The organism is Gordonia sp. UCD-TK1 (assembly GCF_001691435.1).
GTDB lineage: Bacteria > Actinomycetota > Actinomycetes > Mycobacteriales > Mycobacteriaceae > Gordonia > Gordonia hongkongensis.
In genome coordinates this window covers 74,382-92,591 of sequence record NZ_LZMP01000001.1, presented here as the reverse complement: position 1 = coordinate 92,591, position 18,210 = coordinate 74,382, and the positions used below count along the sequence as shown (strand labels likewise).

The 18,210-nt window shown below is 67.9% G+C and carries 18 protein-coding genes; 14 read left to right on the top strand and 4 right to left on the bottom strand.

Annotation, left to right across the window (positions count from 1 at the left end; genetic code table 11):
- The first annotated feature begins 115 nt into the window (after window positions 1-115).
- The 4 genes from A9310_RS00425 to A9310_RS00410 all read left to right on the top strand — a co-directional run bounded on the left by A9310_RS00425 (window position 116) and on the right by A9310_RS00410 (window position 2,416).
- Complete coding sequence (locus A9310_RS00425; RefSeq protein ID WP_058250145.1) at window positions 116-598, top strand: Lrp/AsnC family transcriptional regulator; 483 nt, start codon at window positions 116-118, stop codon at window positions 596-598.
- Between the two features lie 66 nt (window positions 599-664).
- Window positions 665-1,414 carry a 4-hydroxy-tetrahydrodipicolinate reductase gene (dapB, locus tag A9310_RS00420; protein WP_058250146.1) on the top strand — a complete coding sequence of 250 codons (750 nt, stop codon included), beginning with the start codon at window positions 665-667 and terminating at the stop codon, window positions 1,412-1,414.
- 2 nt (window positions 1,415-1,416) lie between these two features.
- Window positions 1,417-1,956: a hypothetical protein gene (locus tag A9310_RS00415; protein ID WP_065628941.1), complete on the top strand. Its 540-nt coding sequence runs from the start codon at window positions 1,417-1,419 to the stop codon at window positions 1,954-1,956.
- A gap of 4 nt (window positions 1,957-1,960) precedes the next feature.
- On the top strand, window positions 1,961-2,416 hold the full coding sequence (locus A9310_RS00410; protein WP_083207196.1) for a flavodoxin family protein: 456 nt from the start codon (window positions 1,961-1,963) through the stop codon (window positions 2,414-2,416).
- Between the two features lie 514 nt (window positions 2,417-2,930).
- Here A9310_RS00410 and A9310_RS00405 read toward each other — a convergent pair.
- Complete coding sequence (locus A9310_RS00405; protein ID WP_065628939.1) at window positions 2,931-3,416, bottom strand: hypothetical protein; 486 nt, start codon at window positions 3,414-3,416, stop codon at window positions 2,931-2,933.
- 447 nt (window positions 3,417-3,863) lie between these two features.
- Between A9310_RS00405 and A9310_RS00400 the strand changes: the two genes are divergently transcribed.
- Both A9310_RS00400 and nhaA read left to right on the top strand, forming a co-directional pair.
- Window positions 3,864-5,258: an HNH endonuclease signature motif containing protein gene (locus tag A9310_RS00400; protein WP_065628938.1), complete on the top strand. Its 1,395-nt coding sequence runs from the start codon at window positions 3,864-3,866 to the stop codon at window positions 5,256-5,258.
- A gap of 130 nt (window positions 5,259-5,388) precedes the next feature.
- Window positions 5,389-6,711, top strand: a complete 1,323-nt coding sequence (gene nhaA, locus A9310_RS00395) for a Na+/H+ antiporter NhaA (protein WP_065628937.1) — start codon at window positions 5,389-5,391, stop codon at window positions 6,709-6,711.
- Here nhaA and A9310_RS00390 read toward each other — a convergent pair.
- Window positions 6,696-7,619: an NAD(P)H-binding protein gene (locus tag A9310_RS00390; protein WP_065628936.1), complete on the bottom strand. Its 924-nt coding sequence runs from the start codon at window positions 7,617-7,619 to the stop codon at window positions 6,696-6,698. The genes nhaA and A9310_RS00390 overlap by 16 nt on opposite strands.
- A gap of 121 nt (window positions 7,620-7,740) precedes the next feature.
- On the opposite strand from A9310_RS00390, the gene A9310_RS00385 reads away from it, so the two are divergent.
- On the top strand, window positions 7,741-8,745 hold the full coding sequence (locus A9310_RS00385) for an AraC family transcriptional regulator (RefSeq protein WP_083207187.1): 1,005 nt from the start codon (window positions 7,741-7,743) through the stop codon (window positions 8,743-8,745).
- On the opposite strand, the gene A9310_RS00380 is transcribed toward A9310_RS00385, so the two are convergent.
- The gene (locus A9310_RS00380; protein WP_058250166.1) at window positions 8,746-9,120 is read right to left on the bottom strand and encodes an HNH endonuclease; all 375 of its coding nucleotides are present in this window, start codon (window positions 9,118-9,120) and stop codon (window positions 8,746-8,748) included. It lies immediately after the preceding gene.
- A gap of 108 nt (window positions 9,121-9,228) precedes the next feature.
- Here A9310_RS00380 and A9310_RS00375 point away from each other — a divergent pair, with 108 nt between their 5' ends.
- The 4 genes from A9310_RS00375 to A9310_RS00360 all read left to right on the top strand — a co-directional run bounded on the left by A9310_RS00375 (window position 9,229) and on the right by A9310_RS00360 (window position 12,657).
- On the top strand, window positions 9,229-10,062 hold the full coding sequence (locus A9310_RS00375; protein ID WP_065628935.1) for a thymidylate synthase: 834 nt from the start codon (window positions 9,229-9,231) through the stop codon (window positions 10,060-10,062).
- Window positions 10,059-10,586, top strand: coding sequence for a dihydrofolate reductase (locus A9310_RS00370; protein WP_065628934.1), 528 nt, complete (start codon window positions 10,059-10,061; stop codon window positions 10,584-10,586). The genes A9310_RS00375 and A9310_RS00370 overlap by 4 nt, the downstream gene beginning before the upstream one ends.
- Entirely contained in the window at window positions 10,586-11,815 is a 1,230-nt protein-coding gene (locus A9310_RS00365) for a winged helix-turn-helix domain-containing protein (RefSeq protein WP_065628933.1), read from the top strand. Before A9310_RS00370 ends, A9310_RS00365 begins: the two co-directional genes overlap by 1 nt.
- Before the next feature lie 62 nt (window positions 11,816-11,877).
- Window positions 11,878-12,657 carry an HAD-IIB family hydrolase gene (locus A9310_RS00360; RefSeq protein ID WP_058250306.1) on the top strand — a complete coding sequence of 260 codons (780 nt, stop codon included), beginning with the start codon at window positions 11,878-11,880 and terminating at the stop codon, window positions 12,655-12,657.
- Here A9310_RS00360 and A9310_RS00355 read toward each other — a convergent pair.
- The gene (locus tag A9310_RS00355) at window positions 12,654-14,312 is read right to left on the bottom strand and encodes an alkaline phosphatase (RefSeq protein ID WP_065629073.1); all 1,659 of its coding nucleotides are present in this window, start codon (window positions 14,310-14,312) and stop codon (window positions 12,654-12,656) included. The two genes, A9310_RS00360 and A9310_RS00355, sit on opposite strands and share 4 nt — an antisense overlap.
- A gap of 144 nt (window positions 14,313-14,456) precedes the next feature.
- On the opposite strand from A9310_RS00355, the gene thyX reads away from it, so the two are divergent.
- Genes thyX through A9310_RS00340 form a run of 3 tightly spaced genes read left to right on the top strand, consistent with a single transcriptional unit; the run spans window position 14,457 to window position 18,186 of the window.
- Window positions 14,457-15,209: an FAD-dependent thymidylate synthase gene (thyX, locus tag A9310_RS00350; RefSeq protein WP_065628932.1), complete on the top strand. Its 753-nt coding sequence runs from the start codon at window positions 14,457-14,459 to the stop codon at window positions 15,207-15,209.
- A 38-nt stretch (window positions 15,210-15,247) separates the two neighbouring features.
- Window positions 15,248-16,153 (top strand): 4-hydroxy-tetrahydrodipicolinate synthase, encoded by a 906-nt coding sequence (gene dapA / locus A9310_RS00345; protein ID WP_065628931.1) that lies wholly within the window; start codon window positions 15,248-15,250, stop codon window positions 16,151-16,153.
- The gene (locus A9310_RS00340) at window positions 16,153-18,186 is read left to right on the top strand and encodes a ribonuclease J (protein WP_065628930.1); all 2,034 of its coding nucleotides are present in this window, start codon (window positions 16,153-16,155) and stop codon (window positions 18,184-18,186) included. The genes dapA and A9310_RS00340 overlap by 1 nt, the downstream gene beginning before the upstream one ends.
- The last annotated feature ends 24 nt before the right edge of the window (window positions 18,187-18,210 follow it).

Below are 18,210 nucleotides of genomic sequence, written 5' to 3'. Positions count from 1 at the left end.
GTTCCTCGATGAACTGGTTTTCAGCGTGAAGGAACATCGGCCATGGCACAATCGTGCGGAAGAATATTCTCGTGCAGCTCGGTCTGCCGACGATCGTGTGAGGACGGAGGGCGCGATGGCCACCACACCGAAGGATGTTCGGGCCGGTGAACTCGACGCGACGGACCGGGAGCTGCTCCGCCTGCTGCAGTCCGATGCGCGGATGCCGAACAGCGAACTGGCGCAGCGCGTCGGCATCGCCGCGTCGACCTGCCACGGCCGCCTGCGTCGGCTCGTCGACCTCGGCATCATCCGCGGCTTCTTCGCCGACGTGGACCCGGCGGCGCTGGGGCGCCCGCTGCGTGCCATGGTCGCCGTCAGTCTGCAGTCCGACGCGCGCGGTCAGATCCGGCGCTTCGTCGGCGAGATCGCCACCCACGACGAGGTGATCGACGTGTTCTTCCTCGCCGGCACCGACGACTACCTGCTGCATGTCGCCGCCGCCGACACCGAGGCGCTGCGCCAGTTCGTCGAACGACTCAACGGCCGGCCGGAGGTCGCCGGAACCACCACGTCGCTGGTGTTCGAACACCGCCGCGGCGGTGCCCCGATCTTCTGAGGCGAGACGCCACTAGACTGGCCCGGCAGCGACTCGGCCGGCAGGACACGACACGAAGAGGTGGACATGAGCGGTATCAAGGTGGGCGTCCTGGGCAGCCAGGGCAAGGTCGGGCAGGCGATCGTCGCGGCGGTCGAGAATGCCGACGACCTCACCTACACCGTGGGCGTCGACAAAGGTGACTCACTCGAGTTCTTCACCGACACCGAGACCCAGGTCGTCGTCGACTTCACCCATCCCGATGTGGTCATGGACAACCTGAAGTTCCTCATCGCCAACGGAATTCACGCCGTCGTCGGGACCACCGGATTCACCGAGGAACGCCTCGACACCGTCCGCGGCTGGTTGTCGGAGAACCCCGGCGTCGGCGTCCTCATCGCACCCAACTTCGCGATCGGCGCAGTGCTGTCCATGCGTTTCGCCGCCCAGGCCGCCAAGTACTACGACTCGGTCGAGGTCATCGAGTTGCATCACCCGCACAAGGCCGACGCGCCGTCGGGAACCGCCTATCGGACGGCAGAGCTGATCGGGCGCGCGCGGGCCGAGGCCGGTGTCGGACGCAGTCCCGATGCCACGACCGAGGAACTCGACGGCGCCCGCGGCGCGGTCGTCGACGACGTACGTGTCCACTCGGTGCGCCTCGCGGGACTCGTGGCACATCAGGAGGTGCTGCTCGGCACCGAAGGCGAGACGCTGACCATCCGGCACGACTCCCTCGACCGGGCGTCGTTCGCACCCGGAGTGCTCCTGGGCGTGCGGAGCATCGCCGGCCGTCCCGGGCTCACGATCGGGCTCGAAGAACTGATGGACCTCTGACGATGACCTCCTCCGGCCCGCCGAACGAACCAGCCCACGACGACGACACCGAGGGCGGCGCACCCCGACTCGGCCCGCGCAAGAAGGACTCCCGTCCGATCGTCTGGATGATCGCATTCCTCGTCGTGGCGCTCATCGTGTACTTCGTTCTGCTCGGATGGCGTGGCTTCCAGCTGATCGCCTCTGGGTCGGCCGCCGGGATCGGTCTCGGTCTGGGCGTGATCGCGCTGCCGCTGATCGGGGCGTGGCTGGTCTACGCGACGCTGCGGGCGGGCCTCGAGCACCAGAAACTCGCCGCCATCATGGCCGACGAGGGACGTGAACTCGACATCTCGAACCTGCCGCACCGCGCATCGGGCCGGATGGAGCGCGACGCGGCCGACGAGCTCTTCGCCCAGGTGAAGGCCGAATGGGAGGCCGACCCGAGCGACTGGCGCAACACCTACCGCATCGCCCGTGCCTACGACTACGCCGGCGACCGCACCCGTGCCCGCTCGATGATGAAACGGGCTGTCGCCCAGTACCACGGCCGGGAGCAGTAGTCCGATGAGCCGGCTGCTCATCGTCCACCACACCCCGTCACCGGCATGCCAGGAGATGTTCGAGGCCGTCGTGTCCGGCGCGACCGACCCCGAGATCGAAGGCGTCGAGGTGATCCGACGCGCGGCGCTCGCCGTCACCGCCTCCGACTTCCTCGACGCCGACGGATACCTCCTCGGCACGCCCGCCAACCTCGGATACATCAGCGGCGCAATGAAACACGCCTTCGACGTCAGCTACTACCAGATCCTCGACTCGACTCAGGGTCGGCCGTTCGGGCTCTACCTGCACGGCAACCAGGGCACCGAAGGGGCTGTGCGAGCGGTCGATTCGATCACCTCCGGCCTCGGGTGGACGAAGGCCGCCGAGCATGTCATCGTCTCCGGCGCCCCGGGCAAGGACGACCGCGAAGCGTGCTGGGAGTTGGGTGCGACGGTGGCAGCGGGGTTGATGGAGGGGTGAGCGAGTGGGGAGCGGCCGCTGGTGCGCTTATTGTGTCGACTAAGAGCGCCTGGATCTCCCTCGAGCGGCCTGAATGACAACGCATTCTTCGATAGGATTGATTGTGGCGCAGCATCATTCATTCGGTCCGTGTCGATCGACCCCGGTGCACTGTTCTCGGCGTGCTCGGTGTCGGCGTTGATGACATGCCCAATCTCGTCGGAGTCGATCAACCCTGCGTCGATGAGTGCCTGGTGAATTGATTGCCACTGGGTGGAGTCGAGATCCTGTGACGGGTCGCTGGGCATCGGCGGTGGTTTTCCGTCCTCGCCCGCGGGAGCCGTGTAGACCTTTGCTTCACGGTCCACGCTTGTCTTAGTGACCACCACCTTTTCGGCGAACACTTGCGGATCGACCGCGAGTTTCCCTGTCGATCAAGCTCATGATCATGAGGTGGGTGGTAATAACCAGATGACAGATCCGCGCGATCCCGGGGCGGCTGCGTGGTAGCGGTCGTCGATGCTGAGCTCTTTGATCACTGGGATCGCGGCGTGGTGGCGTGAACCAAGTCGCCGTAGATCCAGGCGTACATGAGCTTGCGGTCGGTGATTTGGCCGCTGGCGGTGCCGACTAGGTACGCCTGTGCCTCGCCGCTGCCGTCGATGATCGTTCTCCAGCTGTCGCGCCACCAGTCTGGGTCGATCTCCTCATCGAGCGCGTCGGTGCCCACCACTTCCTCGAGGGCGTCGAGCACCTTGACGCAATAGATCGGCTCCCTGGCTAGAACCAGCGGACGTACCCGGCTCGCCAGGGATTCCATCGCCTCCTCGGGGGGATACTCGATCTTGATCCGGTGGGATTCGTCCCCCGTCTTCACATTCCGGGTGACCGAAATCTGCACAGTGCCGTCATGAAGTCGGGCCATGAGGTCAGCCTGTTCACGGATCAGCGAGTGGGCCATGATGCGACGCACCCTCAGCAAGAACCCCTCGATGACCGCCTGAGGCGTTGATTGTGGCATGGCTCGAACTCTGGGACCAAGGTCCGACACCCGCCGTAGGTAAGGTTGCCTCGAACCCGCGACCTCCGTGGCTTGATAGTGGACGACTCCGGCGCGCTGCCGGATTGGATGACTGCGAGGGCGTGATGGCGTGAGTCTTGGTCGTCTCGGATGAGCCGAAGAGCGCGGTCTAGGTCGGCGTTGGTTGCCGCTCGTCGATCAGCGCTCTCTCGGCCACCTGTGAAAGTACAGAGATGCGGCGGAGATGGACACGGGATCGACGTCATCGCGACGATTCGTTTGAGCTTCTGGAGTAGCTCGCGAGTGTTCCGCGGAACACTCTGAACCTTGGGTTGAGGCTCGAGGAATTGTCGGTGCCTGGCGATACCTTGTTGCTGTACTTCTCGTTCGGTTCTGGGGGTTGCGGTGCGGGTCAGTGCTTTTCGTTCCGGTGGAGATGTGTCGTCGATGTTCGACGGTGCGGATCCGGAGTCGCTGTCGGATGAGGTGCTCGAGGCTCGGGTGCTGGGTTATGCCGCTCAGATCACGGCTCTGACAGCGAACTTCCTTGACCTGGTGGCGGAATTGGATGAGCGGGAGTCGTGGCGGGGGCCGGGGATTCACTCGCTGGCGCACTGGTTGTCGTGGAAGGCCGGCATCGCACCGCGAACGGCGCATGAGCAGTTGAGGGTCGCCAAGGCGCTACGAGAATTGCCGGTGATCCGCAAGGCTTTTCGCGAAGGTCGGCTGACGTATTCGAAGGTCCGCGCGTTGACACGGGTAGCTACACCGGAGCGTGAGGCGGAGTTGGTGAATCTGGCGTTGTCGTGCACGGCGAGTCAGTTGGATCGGGCGGTGCGGGCGATGGCCCAGATCGACCGCAACCGTGGCGTCGAGGAGAACAGCCGGCCACCGGTGGAGTCGACCGGCCGGTGGAAGTGGAACGATGACGGGTCGTTGTCGGTGTCGCTGCGGTTGAGTCCGTTGGATGGGGCGCGGTTCCTTGCTGGGACGGTGCGGGCGGAATATGAACGCACCCGGACGTGTGATGACCCGGATCTGCCGTCGGTCGAGCGTGTTCCGCGGAACACTGAATCCGGTTCAGAATCAGAGGATTCGGAGGTGGTTCCGTCTCGGCGTCGGGATCTGTGGCGGCAGGTGCCGTCGAATGTGGCGCCGGCGGTGGTGGCGATGGCCGACATGGTGCATGACGGGATATCGATGCCTGATCTTGCTCCGGGTGCGGAGATCCTGATCCATGCGGGTGAGGGGGTGGAGTCGGCTCATCTCGATGATGGACCCGGGTTGTCGGAGGCTGAGGTGGACGAGGCCCGGTGTGGGGCGTCGACGCGGGAGGTGGTGAGCCGCCGGGTTCCCGGTCAGCCGGGGAAGTTGGCGTTGTTGGGGGTGGGTCGTCGGAAGCGGGCGCCGAACAAGGCGTTGGTGCGGGCGTTGTTCGTGCGGGATCGGTGTTGTCAGGTGCCGGGGTGTGGTCGGACGCGTCATCTGCATGCCCATCATGTGGTGTTCTGGTCGGCGGGTGGGCGGACGGATCCGGACAATCTGATCTTGTTGTGTGGGTCGTGTCATCGGTCGTTGCATCGGGGCGAGTTTGCGATCACCGCGCATGGGTTGCAGCGGTTCACGTTTCATCGCCCGGACGGCACTGAGATCGAGGCGGCGCCACCTACGTCGAAACCGGGCGGGTGGCGACCCGATCAACGGATCGGCGTAGATGCGACGGTGCCGGTCGGCGGTGGTCGAATGGACCTGGGATACACCACCGAGGTGCTCTTCGCGGTGTGGGAATGGAAGCAGCGCAACACAACTCACCTAGAGCCCGCCGTGCACAGGGCCGCGTAGGCGCCTAGCTGTTAGACTGACACGCGGTGTGCCGGGAAGTCTGGTCGGCTGCGCGTTGACGGTGAGCCCCGCACGAGGGGGCGGCCACGACGCGTACGTAGCCCACCCGACGAAGGACTCCGTACGCACCATGACTGACACCGACTCCCGTCGGGCCACCCCGACGCTCTTCTCGCGCGGCTCCTGGCCCGAAGCTTCCCGCATCGCCGACATCTTCCGGCGCGAAACCATCGGCGGCATGCTGCTGCTCGTCGCCGCGGTCGTAGCCCTTCTATGGGCCAACTCGCCATGGTCGGCCGCCTACTTCGGCCTCGGCGACATCCATGTGGGGTCCGACGCGCTCGGTCTGCACCTCGATCTCTCCCTGGCCACCTGGGCGGCGGACGGTCTGCTCGCCATTTTCTTCTTCGTCGTCGGTCTGGAGCTGAAACGCGAGTTCGTCGCCGGCGACCTCCGCGACCCCGCGCGGGCCGCGCTGCCCATCGCCGCGGCGGTCGGTGGAATGGCTGTTCCCGCACTCATCTTCGTTGCGGTCACCATGCGGGCGGGCGACGGAGCGGTGCAGGGCTGGGCCATTCCCACCGCCACCGACATCGCGTTCGCGGTCGCCGTGCTGGCCGTGCTCTCCACGCACCTGCCCGTCGCGCTGCGCACCTTCCTGCTCACCCTGGCCGTCGTGGACGACCTGCTGGCCATCACGGTGATCGCGGTGTTCTACACCGAAACCATCAACGGCACCGCGCTGGCCCTGGCCCTGATCCCACTCGCAGCGTTCGCCGTTCTCGTGCAGCGGCGGATCACCGCGTGGTGGCTCCTGCTCCCGCTGGCGGCCCTCACGTGGGCATTCGTCCACGAGTCCGGCGTTCACGCCACCGTCGCCGGCGTCGTCCTCGGCTTCACGGTCCCGGTGCTCCGGCGGGTCGGGAGCGATGAGACGGATACCCGGCATTGCCTGGCAGAGCATTTCGAACACCGGGTCCGGCCCATCTCGGCCGGCTTCGCCATCCCGGTGTTCGCCTTCTTCGCCGCCGGCGTCACGATCGGCGGTCTCAGCGGACTCCGCGAGGCGCTCACGAACCCCGTTGCGCTGGGCATCATCTTCGGTCTGGTGGTCGGCAAGACGGTGGGCATCGTCGGCACCACCGCACTTCTCGCCAGGTTCACGCGCGCCACCCTCGACGCCAGCATCCGGTGGATCGACGTCACCGGTGTCGCGATGCTCGCCGGCATCGGTTTCACCGTGTCGCTGCTCATCGGCGACCTGGCGTACGACCCGGAATCCGACCGCGCGGAGTACGTCAAGATCGGTGTGCTGGTCGGTTCACTGGCGGCCGCCTCGGCCGCGGCGGTCATCTTGCGGATGCGCAACCGCCACTATCGCCGGGTCGCCGAAGAGGAGATGCGCGACGACGACCACGACGGCATTCCGGATGTCTATCAGCGGGACAGCTGATCGGTGGGACTCGAAGTCGTCGCCATCGCGGCTGCCGCCAGGCCGGTGGCGTAGTCGTCGATGGTCGTCGGCCCGGTGAGCACCGTGGTCCCCGGACGTCGGCCGACGACCCGGCCGTCGTTGATGGCCCGTGTCATGCCCACATGATGGCCTGCGACATCGGGACTGAATCCGGCCTCGTCGACGAGCGTCGCGACCATGTCGTCGTCGGACAAGCGCTCATACCGCAGCTTCGGAAGGCCGAAGGCACGTCCCAACGCGGCCGTCACGGTGGCCTGGTCGACGTTCACCGGACCCAGGATTTCCCGGCTCAGATGTTTACCGCCCCAGCCTGTTCCGACCAGCGCATCCACCGCTGCCGCGGCGATGTCCCGCGTGGCGACCATCGGAACCGCCACATGCGGATCCAGCGAGTCCGCGACGATGCCCGCATTCTGCATCAGCGGGAGGTACGAGCGGGCGTTGTCGTAGAACCAGCCGGCACGCAGAGCGAGCACCTCGACGCCGGACAACTCCGCCAGCCGCTGCTCCAGGATGTGCAGACCGACCAGAAATCCGGTGCCGGAGCTGATCTCGGCGCCGACGCTGCTGAGCGCGACCACACGCGGCACACCCGACTCGCGGAGGGCGCGGACGATCGCGTCGGTCATCGTCCGCTGCGAGGCGAGGTGGTCGGCGGCAGTGTGATCCACGGGTTGCATCACGAACACCGCGTCCGAGTCGCGCATGGCGGTGGCGAGCGCGGACGAATCGGTGGTGTCGGCTACCGCGGTGTCGGCACCGAGCCGAGCGAGGGCGTCGAGCCGCTCAGAAGAACGCCCGACCGCCCGAACCCGGTGTCCGGCGTCGAGCAGGCGGGTGGTGACCTGTGCGCCGACGGTGCCTGTTGCCCCGAGGATTGTGTACATGAGGACCTCCTGAATCGTTCGATGTCGTATGTCCAGAGTGAAGCGGAGTTGCCGGACGAAACAGCGCTCACAGTCCGCAATGCATGCTCAATCGTCCGAAACGGCAGACGATCGGATCACGATGACCGATCATGGACGGGTGCGCAGACCCGACGGCAGTCACCCGGACCCGTTCCACAGCCCCGACCCGCTCGGGGAGGCCCTGCACTTCTTCCGGTTGAACGGCGCCTTCTACTGCCGGTCGGAGCTCACCGAGCCCTGGGCGCTGACCATGCCGGTCTGGGAGGACTGTCTGTGCGTGCACCTCGTCGTGTCGGGGTCGCTGCGGTTGTCCGCGCCGGACGGTGAGTCGCTGCGATTCGCACCGGGAGATCTCGTCGTCGTGCCGCACGGCCGGTCGCACGTCATCCGCGGAGACGGCGAGGCGACGTTCGCCCCGGTCGTCACCGATCTGCCGCACGACTACCTGAGCGATCGGTATGCCGTCCTGCGCCACGGCGGCGACGGGCCCGAACGCTCGGTCCTGATCTGTGCCGTCGTCCGGTTCGACCATCCCTCGGCACGGTCGCTGACCTCGATGCTGCCGCCGATCCTCGCCATCCGCGCCACCGATTCCCGTGCGGGTGCGAGCAACTCGTGGCTGCGGGACCTCATGCGCATCGTGATCGACGAGGCCGGCGAACTCCGGCCCGGCGGGGAGGCGGTCATCACCCGGTTGTCCGACATCATCGTCATCCACGCCATCCGATCGTGGTTGCAGGACGCGGAGGGCACCCGCACCGGCTGGCTCGGGGCTCTCGCCGATCCACAACTCGGGCGTGCGGTCGCCGCGGTCCATCGCGATCCGGCGGGGGAGTGGAGCGTCGAACGACTGGCCCGTGAGTGCGCGATGTCGCGGTCGACGTTCGCGGCCCGGTTCACCGCCGTCGTCGGCGAGCCGGCGATGCAGTACGTCACCCGGTGGCGGATGTGTGTGGCGGCGGATCGTCTTCGTGACCCGAACGCGTCTGTCGCGTCGGTGGCGGGCGGACTCGGCTACTCGTCCGAGGCGGCGTTCAGCCGGGCGTTCAAGCGGGTCAACGGGTCCTCGCCCGGGCGAGTACGACGCGCGGCGCGGGCCGGCTGATCACTCGTCCTGGCCGGCGGCCGGGTCGACGGCGGCGGCGAGCGCGCGGCTCACCTCGAATTGCCGGACCAGGAACGCCTTCTCGTCCAGCTTCTTCCGCCGCATCCACGTCGTGACCTCGGAATTGCACTTGCTCGCATTGCACGAACCGCAGCACGGCACGACGTTGGCGACGGTGTACCGGCCGCCGCGGGAGATGGCCAGCATGCAGTCGCGCTGCAGCGCGACGCCCACCGCACCGCAGTACGCGCACCCACCCCAGGCCTCCTGCAGCGCGAGCCACTGGGCGTCGGTGAGGTCGTTGTCGCGGGCGGCGACACGCTTGCGACGACGCTTCGCGTACCGATTGGCGCGGGTGGTGCTGCGGGTGGCCACGGGAGGAGCCTACCGCTCGGATCACACGTGTCACAGCCGTCACAGGCCGAGTCGGGGCCGTGTCGTGCGCCCGGCGGTGCGACTACTGCTTTGCCTAGACTGGCACCCGTGAGCACGGCCATCCGCGACATGTCATCGACCGGGACCATCCCGACTCCGTACGAGGACCTGCTGAGCCTCGTCATGGAGACAGGGACGCCGAAGGCCGACCGCACCGGGACCGGGACGCGCAGCCTCTTCGGCAGGCAATTGCGCTACGACCTCGCCGAGGGTTTCCCGCTGATCACCACCAAGAAGGTGCATCTGAAGTCGATCGTCTACGAGTTGCTGTGGTTCCTGCGCGGCGACTCCAACGTCCGATGGCTGCAGGAGCGCGGGGTCTCGATCTGGGACGAGTGGGCCGACGAGAACGGTGAACTCGGACCCGTCTACGGCGTGCAATGGCGGAGCTGGCCGACACCGTCCGGTGAGCACATCGACCAGATCGCGGCCGCCCTCGACCTGCTCAAGACCAACCCCGATTCGCGCCGGAACATCGTGTCCGCATGGAACGTGGGGGAGATCCCGCAGATGGCACTGCCGCCCTGCCACGCGTTCTTCCAGTTCTACGTCGCCGACGGCAAACTGTCGTGCCAGCTGTACCAGCGCAGCGCCGACCTGTTCCTCGGCGTGCCGTTCAACATCGCATCGTATGCGCTGCTGACGCACATGATGGCCCAGCAGGCGGGCCTCGAGGTCGGCGAGTTCGTGTGGACCGGCGGCGACTGCCACATCTACGACAACCACGTCGAGCAGGTGACGTTGCAGCTGTCACGCGACCCGTATCCGTACCCGAAACTCGAACTGCGCAAGCGGGATTCGATCTTCGACTACGAGTACGACGACATCGCCATCATCGACTACCGGTCCCATCCCGGGATCAAAGCCCCGGTGGCGGTGTGACGTCCGACCTCGCGGGGGAGGGCTCGCGTGAGGTGCGCCTGGTCTGGGCGCAGGGACGCGGCGGGGCGATCGGCCGGGACAACACGATCCCGTGGCGGGTCCCCGAAGATGTGGCGCGGTTCAAGGAACTGACGGTCGGGCACCCGGTTGTCATGGGCCGCAAGACATGGGATTCGCTGCCGCCGCGATTTCGGCCGCTGCCCGGTCGCGCCAATGTGGTCGTCACCCGCGACGCGAGCTGGTCGGCCGACGGCGCGTCGGTCGCGGGATCGGTCGCCGAGGCGCTCGAGCTGGCCGGTGGCGAACGGGTCGGAATCATCGGCGGCGGCGAGATCTACCGCTTGGCAATGGAATTCGCGACCGAACTGTGTGTCACGGAGATCGACGTCGAGGTCGACGGCGCCGACGCGTTCGCTCCGGAGATCACCGACGAGTGGGCTTTGGCACATCGCGGTGAGTGGCAGACCTCGACGAGCGGCATCGGGTATCGCTTCGTCGACTATCGGCGCGCTCGGCAGGGCTGATGGCGCCGGATCGTCTCTCGATCGCGCAGGCGCGTCGAATCGCGCTCGCCGCACAGGGTTTCACCGACCGCCGGCCCGCTGCCGCGCCCACCATGGCACACCTGAAGCGCGTCGTCGGCCGGACGCGGCTGCTGCAGATGGACTCGGTCAACATTGCCGCGCGTGCGCACTTCATGCCGCTGTTCTCTCGCCTGGGTGCCTACGATCCCGACCTGTTGCACCGCGCCGCGTGGCAGCCGGGGCGCGGTCGACGGCTGCTCGTCGAGTACTGGGCCCACGAAGCCGCGCTGATCCCGGTGCCCGACTGGCCCCTCTTCCGATGGCGGATGGACGACTTCGCCGACGGTCGGTATCGGCACACGCGAGACGTGATGCGTCGCAACCGTTCTCTGGTCGGCGACATCCGGGCCGTGATCGAGGCGGTCGGCGCGACCACGCCCCGTGCCATCGAAGCGGAACTGGGCATCGAACGTGAACCCGGTGCAGCCGGGAGCTGGTGGCAGCGCGGTGAGGTCAAGCACCTGTGCGAGGCCATGTTCGCCGCCGGTGACCTGTCGGCGGTCCGCAACGGGAACTTCGTGCGGCACTACGACCTCACCGAACGGATCGTCGGCGCGGACATCGTCGCGCTGCGACCCGACCGTGGGCAGGCGCACCGTGAACTCGTCAGCCGTGCCGCCCAGGCGCTCGGTGTCGCCACCGTGGCCGATCTGGCCGACTACTACCGGCTCCGGCCGGCCGACGCGCGGCCTGCGGTCGCCGAACTCGTCGAGGACGGTGTGCTGCAGGAGATCTTCGTGGACGGCTGGCGCGACCCGGCCTACCTGGCCGCCGGCGCGGTGATTCCGCGGCGCGTCGACGCCTCGGCGATCCTGTCGCCGTTCGACCCGCTCGTGTTCTTCCGCCCCCGCGCCGAACGACTCTTCGACTTCCACTACCGCATCGAGATCTATGTGCCCGAACACAAACGCGTGCACGGCTATTACGTGCTGCCGTATCTGCTGGGCACCGACATCGCCGCGCGCGTGGACCTGAAGGCCGACCGCAAGAACCGCACCCTGCAGGTGCTCGGGGCCTACTGCGAGCCGGGTCGTTCCCGAGGCCTCGTCGCCGAACGGCTGTCCGCGGATCTGCGGAGCTTCGCCGGCTGGCAAGACCTCGACGATGTCGTCGTGTCCGGACGCGGCGACCTGGCGCCCGACCTGCAACGGGTGCTGCACGGCGCGTGACCCACACCGGGTGATGCAATGCTGAGGATCGAAAGTTCACGACAGCGATGGGAGACGAAGCGATGACCGTGTCGTATGAGGGTAACGACTACCGATTGGTGATGTTCGATCTCGACGACACCCTGGCCCCGTCGAAGAGCCCGCTCGACGACCAGATGGTCGATCTGCTGCGTCGGATGCTCGACGTGAGCCTGGGCTGCATCATCTCCGGCGGCAACTTCACCCAGTTCGAGAAGCAGGTTCTCGCGCGGCTCGGCAACTTCGACAGCGTCGCCAACCTCCACCTCATGCCGACGTGCGGAACGCAGTACGTGCGGTGGTCCGGGAACGACTGGGAGACGGTCTACGCGGAGTTCCTCACCGACGACGAGAAGCAGCGCACGCTCGACGTGCTGGAGGCCGGCGCGAAAGAGCTCGGCCTTTGGGAGAGCGAGACGTGGGGTGACATCCTCGAGGACCGCGGCAGCCAGATCACCTTCAGCGCGCTGGGGCAGAAGGCGCCCGTCGACGCGAAGGCGGCCTGGGACCCCGACGGAGCGAAGAAGGAGTCCCTGCGGGCCTACGCCGCCGAGCGACTTCCCGACCTCGAGGTGCGCAGCGGCGGTTCGACGTCGGTGGACGTCACCAAGAAGGGCATCGACAAGGCTTACGGCGCACTGAAGTTGATGGACATCCTCGGCCTCAGCACCAGCGACATCCTGTTCTTCGGCGACCGGCTCGACGAGGGCGGCAACGACTATCCGGTCAAGGCCCTCGGGATCACCTCGATCGCCGTCCACGGCTGGCCCGACACCCACGCGAAGTTGTCGGCGCTGCTGGATCAGGTTGAGACGGGCAGCTAGTCGACCGGCCCACCCGCCGGGACGACCCGCTGGGTGCCGTTCGCGACCCGGTAGGACTTCGCGTAATACTGGCCGGAGCGCGGATTCGTCTTGTCGTGCACGAAGTACCAGTCCATCTGCGTCGCCGCCGGCGTCACGGTCAGGACCGAATACCCGTGCGCGTCGAACTCGCTCCAGCGCACGTGGTGGTTCGTGGCAGCGAAGGCCGAGGACACCGCGACCCCGGCGGTGTTGGCGGGCACGTTCAGCATGTCGTCGATGTTGGTCGACGTGATCGAGGTGCCGACCAATTCCGTTGCGACACTCCCGCCGCCGGGATAGTTCGCCGGGTCGGCCGGGATGTCGCACGCCCACGACGAGTGGATGTCACCGGTGATGAAGACGACGTTGTCGACGCGATTGCGGCGCAGCGATTCGAGGAGACGTCGACGATCGGCGGCGTAACCGTCCCACTGGTCGGCGTTGTACGGGATGCCCTCGCGCGGGATGCCGAGCAGTGCGGTGACCGCGCCGGTTGTCTGCGGATCCAGCGGGGGGATCAGCACCGGGGCGATCATCACCGGGTTGCCGACGATCTTCCAGCGGGTCTCCGACGACGTGAGTCCATTGGTCAGCCAGGACATCTGTGCCCGGCCGAGGATCGTGCGGGCGGGATCGTCGATGGCCGCCGACCGGGCGCTGACCTGCAGGTCGCGGTAGGAGCGCAGATCCAGCATGGACAACTCGAGCAGACGGCCGAAGCGGAGCCTGCGGAACAGGTGCCGGCCCGCGGTGTCGACGGCGGGGCGGATCGGCATCCACTCGGCGTACGCGCGAAGCGCGGCGGTGCGCCGCGCGGCCCAGGAGCCCTCGCCCGCCTGATGGTTCTCCGCCCCGCCCGACCACGAGTCGTTCGACGACTCGTGGTCGTCCCAGATGCAGATGAACGGCAGGTCCCGGTGCAGCCGGGCGAGGTCGGGGTCGGTCTTGTACTGCGCGTGGCGTGTCCGGTAGTCGCGCAGGGTGACGATCTCGTGGCGGGGGTCGTGCGGCCGGACGGTTCCGGTCTTGCCGGTGTATCGCCCGGTCTCGTACTCGTAGAAATAGTCGCCCAGGTGGACCACCGCGTCGAGTGCCGGCTGCGCGGCCAGATGCCGGTAGGCGGCGAAGTATCCGGCCTCCCAGTTGGCACACGACACGACGCCGAATCGGATCTTCGCGACGTCGGCACCGGTCGCGGGGGCGGTGYACGTGCGACCGACGGGCGACACCGCGCCGGTGGCGGGTCCGGACAGCACCGTGAAGCGGTAGTGGTACCAGGTGCGCGGCGCCAGACCCGACGCGTCGATCTTCACCGTATGGTCGGAGTCGGCGGACGTCCGCACCTCGCCCGCGGCCACGACGGCGCCGAAGCCGGGGTCCCGGGCGATCTCCCAGCGGACGAGGCTCTGCGGCCCCAGGCCGGAACCGGGTGTCGCAGCCGGGGTCGGGGTGATGCGGGTCCAGAGGACGACGGCGTCGGGGAGCGGGTCGCCGGACGCGACGCCGTGGCGGAACACTGCCGCCGACGGGGGCCCGGGCGACCGCGGCGCGCCCTGGGCGACGACGGCGGGGGAGGCGAGCGCCGCACCGGTCACGACCGCACCCGTGCGCAGGAAGTCGCGTCGCGTCGTCATCGCATCCACCCCCGGGTACTCGCCCACGCCTGCAGGGACTCTACCGCGGGCGGAGCCCGACGGTGCGGTACTCACGTGGTGGGGGAGAATCGGATACCGCGCGGCACGCGGACGTGTGGCCGCGACGGACGACAGGAGACATGCGTGTCCGAATTGGTGCCGCTGAAGGTGCAGATGGTGGCGATGACCCAGTTCACCCCGCCGGGAGACGTGCCGTGGAGCACCGACGCCGAGGGCGGTGAGGCGTTGGTCGAGTTCGCCGGCCGGGCGTGCTACCAGAGCTGGGACAAGCCGAACCCGCGTACCGCCACCAATGCCGGCTACCTGCGGCACATCCTCGAGGTCGGGCACCTGTCGCTGCTCGAACACGCATCGGTGACGTTCTACATCAGCGGCATCTCCCGCTCGTGCACCCACGAACTGATCCGGCACCGCCACTTCTCGTACTCGCAACTGTCCCAGCGGTTCGTGCCCGAGCACGACTCCAACGTCGTGGCGCCGCCGGCGATCGTGGGCGACCCGGAGCTCGAGGACCTCTTCACCGCGGCGACCGACGCGAGCCGGGCGGCCTACACCGAGCTCCTCGCGGCGCTGGAGGCGAAGTTCGCCGACGTCCCCAACGCCATCCTGCGTCGGAAACAGGCACGTCAGGCCGCTCGCTCCGTACTGCCCAACGCCACCGAGACAAAGATCGTCGTCACCGGCAACCATCGCGCCTGGCGGCACTTCGTCGGCATGCGCGCCACCGAGCACGCCGACGTCGAGATCCGCCAGCTCGCGGTGGAGTGTCTACGCCAGTTGATGCGGGTGGCGCCCACCGTGTTCGGCGATTTCGAGATCGGCACCCTGGCCGACGGGACCGAGGTCGCCACCTCACCATTCGTGCTGGAAGGGTGAGGATCGTCACCAACAGGGAGGCGGTAGCCTTGAGCACCATGAACGCAGTCCAGGAACCGCTGCACGAGCATCCCTTCGGGACGAACGTGGTTGCGATGGTCACCCCCTTCCGCCCGGACGGAAGCCTCGATCTGGACAAGGCCGCCGTCCTCGCCGACCATCTGGTTGCCAAGGGATGTGACGGGCTGGTCGTGTCCGGCACCACCGGTGAATCGCCGACCACCACCGTGCCGGAGAAGCTCGAGTTGCTGCGGGTGGTCCTCGACGCGGTGGGCGACCGGGCCCGGATCACCCAGGGCGCAGGCAGTTACGACACCGCCGAGAGCGTCCGGTTCGCGATCGAGTCCGAGAAGATCGGTGCGCACGCGCTCCTCGTGGTGACCCCGTACTACTCGAAGCCGCCGCAGGCCGGGCTCCTCGCGCACTTCCGGACCGTCGCCGACGCCACCGCGCTGCCGGTGCTGCTCTACGACATCCCGCCGCGATCGGTGGTCCCGATCATGAACGAGACGATGCTCGCCCTGGCCGAACACCCCAACATCCGCGGGGTGAAGGACGCCAAGGGCGACCTGCACTCGGCGGCCGGCCTGATCGCCAGCACCTGCCTGGAGTACCTGTCCGGCGAGGACGCACTCAACCTGCCGTGGCTGTCGATCGGCGCGACCGGTTATGTCAGCGTCATCGGCCACCTCGTCCCGGATCGCCTGCGCGACATGCAGATCGCTGTCGAGAAGGGCGATCTGCCGACCGCCCGCGCGATCAACACCTCGATGCTGCCGCTGGTCAACGCCATGGGGCGCCTCGGCGGGGTCACGATGGTGAAGGCGGCACTGCGCATCCTCGGGCTGGAGGTCGGCGACCCGCGCCTGCCGCAGGTGCCCGCGAACCCGGCGCAGATCGAGGAACTGATCGTGGATCTGCGCGCGGCGGGTGTGCTGATCTGATGACCGACAACGACACCACCGGCAACGACACCGCCGGCACCGTCCGCCCCCGGACCCGACGCCGGGCTGCCGCCCGCAAGGCCGGCCCGCCGAGTCCGCCCCCCGCCGAGCCGACCCCGCCCGCCGAGCCCACCCCGTCCGCCGAGCCCGTCGAGGTGACCTCGAAGGCACGGCAACCCCGGCGCGCGCGAGCCGAGCGGACCGGATCATCGGAACCGAAGTCCGACGCGAACTCGCCGAAGCACGCGGCCAAGCGTCCGGCGAGTCCCGCGTCGAACACCCGTCGCCCCCGCCACGAGCGCGGCGACGCCCGCGGCGGCCGCCGGCCCGAACCGGCAACCCCGGCCCCTGTCGACCGACTGGGCACACCCCGCCGACTGCCCAAGGGTGGTCTGCGCGTGGTGGCGCTCGGCGGGATCGGCGAGATCGGCCGCAACATGACCGTCTTCGAATACAACGGCCGTCTGCTGATCGTCGACTGCGGTGTGCTCTTCCCCGAGGACGCCCAGCCGGGCGTCGACCTGATCCTGCCGGACTTCCGCTACATCGAAGACCGCATGGACGACGTCGACGCGGTGATCCTGACCCACGGCCACGAGGACCACATCGGCGCTCTGCCGTTCCTGCTCCGGCTACGCAGCGACATCCCGGTGATCGGCGCGAAGTTCACGCTCGCCCTGGTCGAGGCCAAGTGTCGCGAGCATCGCCTGCGACCCAAGCTCGTCGAGGTCGTCGAAGGTCAGAAGACCTCGCACGGCCCGTTCGAGTGCGAGTACTTCGCCGTCAACCACTCGATCCCGGACGCCCTGGCCGTCGCGATCCGGACCCCCGCCGGCGTCGTGCTGCACACCGGCGACATCAAGCTCGACCAGCTGCCCCTCGACGGCCGGCTCACCGACCTCGCCGGGTTCAGCCGCCTCGGCGATGAGGGCGTCGACCTGTTCCTGGTGGACTCGACCAACGCCGAGGTGCCCGGTTTCGTGACCCCGGAACGTCAGATCGGCGGGGTGCTCGACCAGGTCATCGGCAAGGCCACACAGAGGGTCATCGTGGCGTCGTTCGCGAGCCACGTCCATCGCATCCAGCAGATCATCGACGTGGCGCACACCCACAATCGGCGGGTCACCTTCGTCGGCCGTTCGATGGTGCGCAACATGCAGATCGCGCAGGATCTCGGCTACCTCTCGGTACCCGACGGCGTCGTCGTCGATCTCGACACCGCGGCAACCCTGCCCGACCACCGCGTCGTGCTGATCTCCACCGGCTCGCAGGGCGAGCCGCTGTCCGCGCTCTCCCGGATGGCGCGCGGAGAGCACCGGCAGATCAACATCCGGGCCGACGACCTCGTCGTGCTGGCGTCCTCGCTCATCCCCGGCAACGAGAACTCGGTGTTCGCCGTCGTCAACGGGCTGGCCAAGCGCGGCGCGACCGTCATCACCCAGCAGAGTGCGAAGGTCCATGTCTCGGGCCACGCCTCGGCCGGTGAGCTGCTCTACCTCTACAACGCGGTGCGCCCCTCGAATGCGATGCCCGTGCACGGCGAATGGCGGCACCTGCGCGCCAACGCCGCGCTCGCGGTAGCGACCGGTGTGCCCGAGGACCGGGTCGTCCTCGCCGAGGACGGCGTGGTGGTCGACCTCGTCGACGGTCGCGCCGACATCGTCGGACGGGTTCCGGTCGGGCACGTCTACGTCGACGGCCTCTCGGTCGGCGACGTGGGGGAGTCGACGCTCTCCGAACGGCTCGTGCTGGGGGAGGGTGGCTTCATCGCCATCACCGTCGCCGTGGACGTGACGACGGGCCGTGCGGTGAGCACACCCGAGGTCTCCGGACGCGGTTTCTCCGACGACCCGGACGCGCTCAAGGAGGCGGCGGACATCGTCAACCAGACGCTGGATTCGCTGGCGGCCGAGGGTGTCTCCGACACGCACCGGATCGCCCAGGGGATTCGCCGTGCGGTCGGGCGCTGGGTGTCGACCGCCTATCGTCGCCGTCCGATGATCGTGCCGACGGTCATCGCGGTCGGGGACTGACCGGCGTCGAGGAACGAGACCACG

Coding starts and splice junctions, on each gene's coding strand:
- A9310_RS00425 (WP_058250145.1), top strand. CDS start 116: ATGGCCACCACACCGAAGGATGTTCGGGCCGGTGAACTCGACGCGACG.
- dapB (WP_058250146.1), top strand. CDS start 665: ATGAGCGGTATCAAGGTGGGCGTCCTGGGCAGCCAGGGCAAGGTCGGG.
- A9310_RS00415 (WP_065628941.1), top strand. CDS start 1,417: ATGACCTCCTCCGGCCCGCCGAACGAACCAGCCCACGACGACGACACC.
- A9310_RS00410 (WP_083207196.1), top strand. CDS start 1,961: ATGAGCCGGCTGCTCATCGTCCACCACACCCCGTCACCGGCATGCCAG.
- A9310_RS00405 (WP_065628939.1), bottom strand. CDS start 3,416: ATGCCACAATCAACGCCTCAGGCGGTCATCGAGGGGTTCTTGCTGAGG.
- A9310_RS00400 (WP_065628938.1), top strand. CDS start 3,864: ATGTTCGACGGTGCGGATCCGGAGTCGCTGTCGGATGAGGTGCTCGAG.
- nhaA (WP_065628937.1), top strand. CDS start 5,389: ATGACTGACACCGACTCCCGTCGGGCCACCCCGACGCTCTTCTCGCGC.
- A9310_RS00390 (WP_065628936.1), bottom strand. CDS start 7,619: ATGTACACAATCCTCGGGGCAACAGGCACCGTCGGCGCACAGGTCACC.
- A9310_RS00385 (WP_083207187.1), top strand. CDS start 7,741: ATGACCGATCATGGACGGGTGCGCAGACCCGACGGCAGTCACCCGGAC.
- A9310_RS00365 (WP_065628933.1), top strand. CDS start 10,586: ATGGCGCCGGATCGTCTCTCGATCGCGCAGGCGCGTCGAATCGCGCTC.
- A9310_RS00360 (WP_058250306.1), top strand. CDS start 11,878: ATGACCGTGTCGTATGAGGGTAACGACTACCGATTGGTGATGTTCGAT.
- dapA (WP_065628931.1), top strand. CDS start 15,248: ATGAACGCAGTCCAGGAACCGCTGCACGAGCATCCCTTCGGGACGAAC.
- A9310_RS00340 (WP_065628930.1), top strand. CDS start 16,153: ATGACCGACAACGACACCACCGGCAACGACACCGCCGGCACCGTCCGC.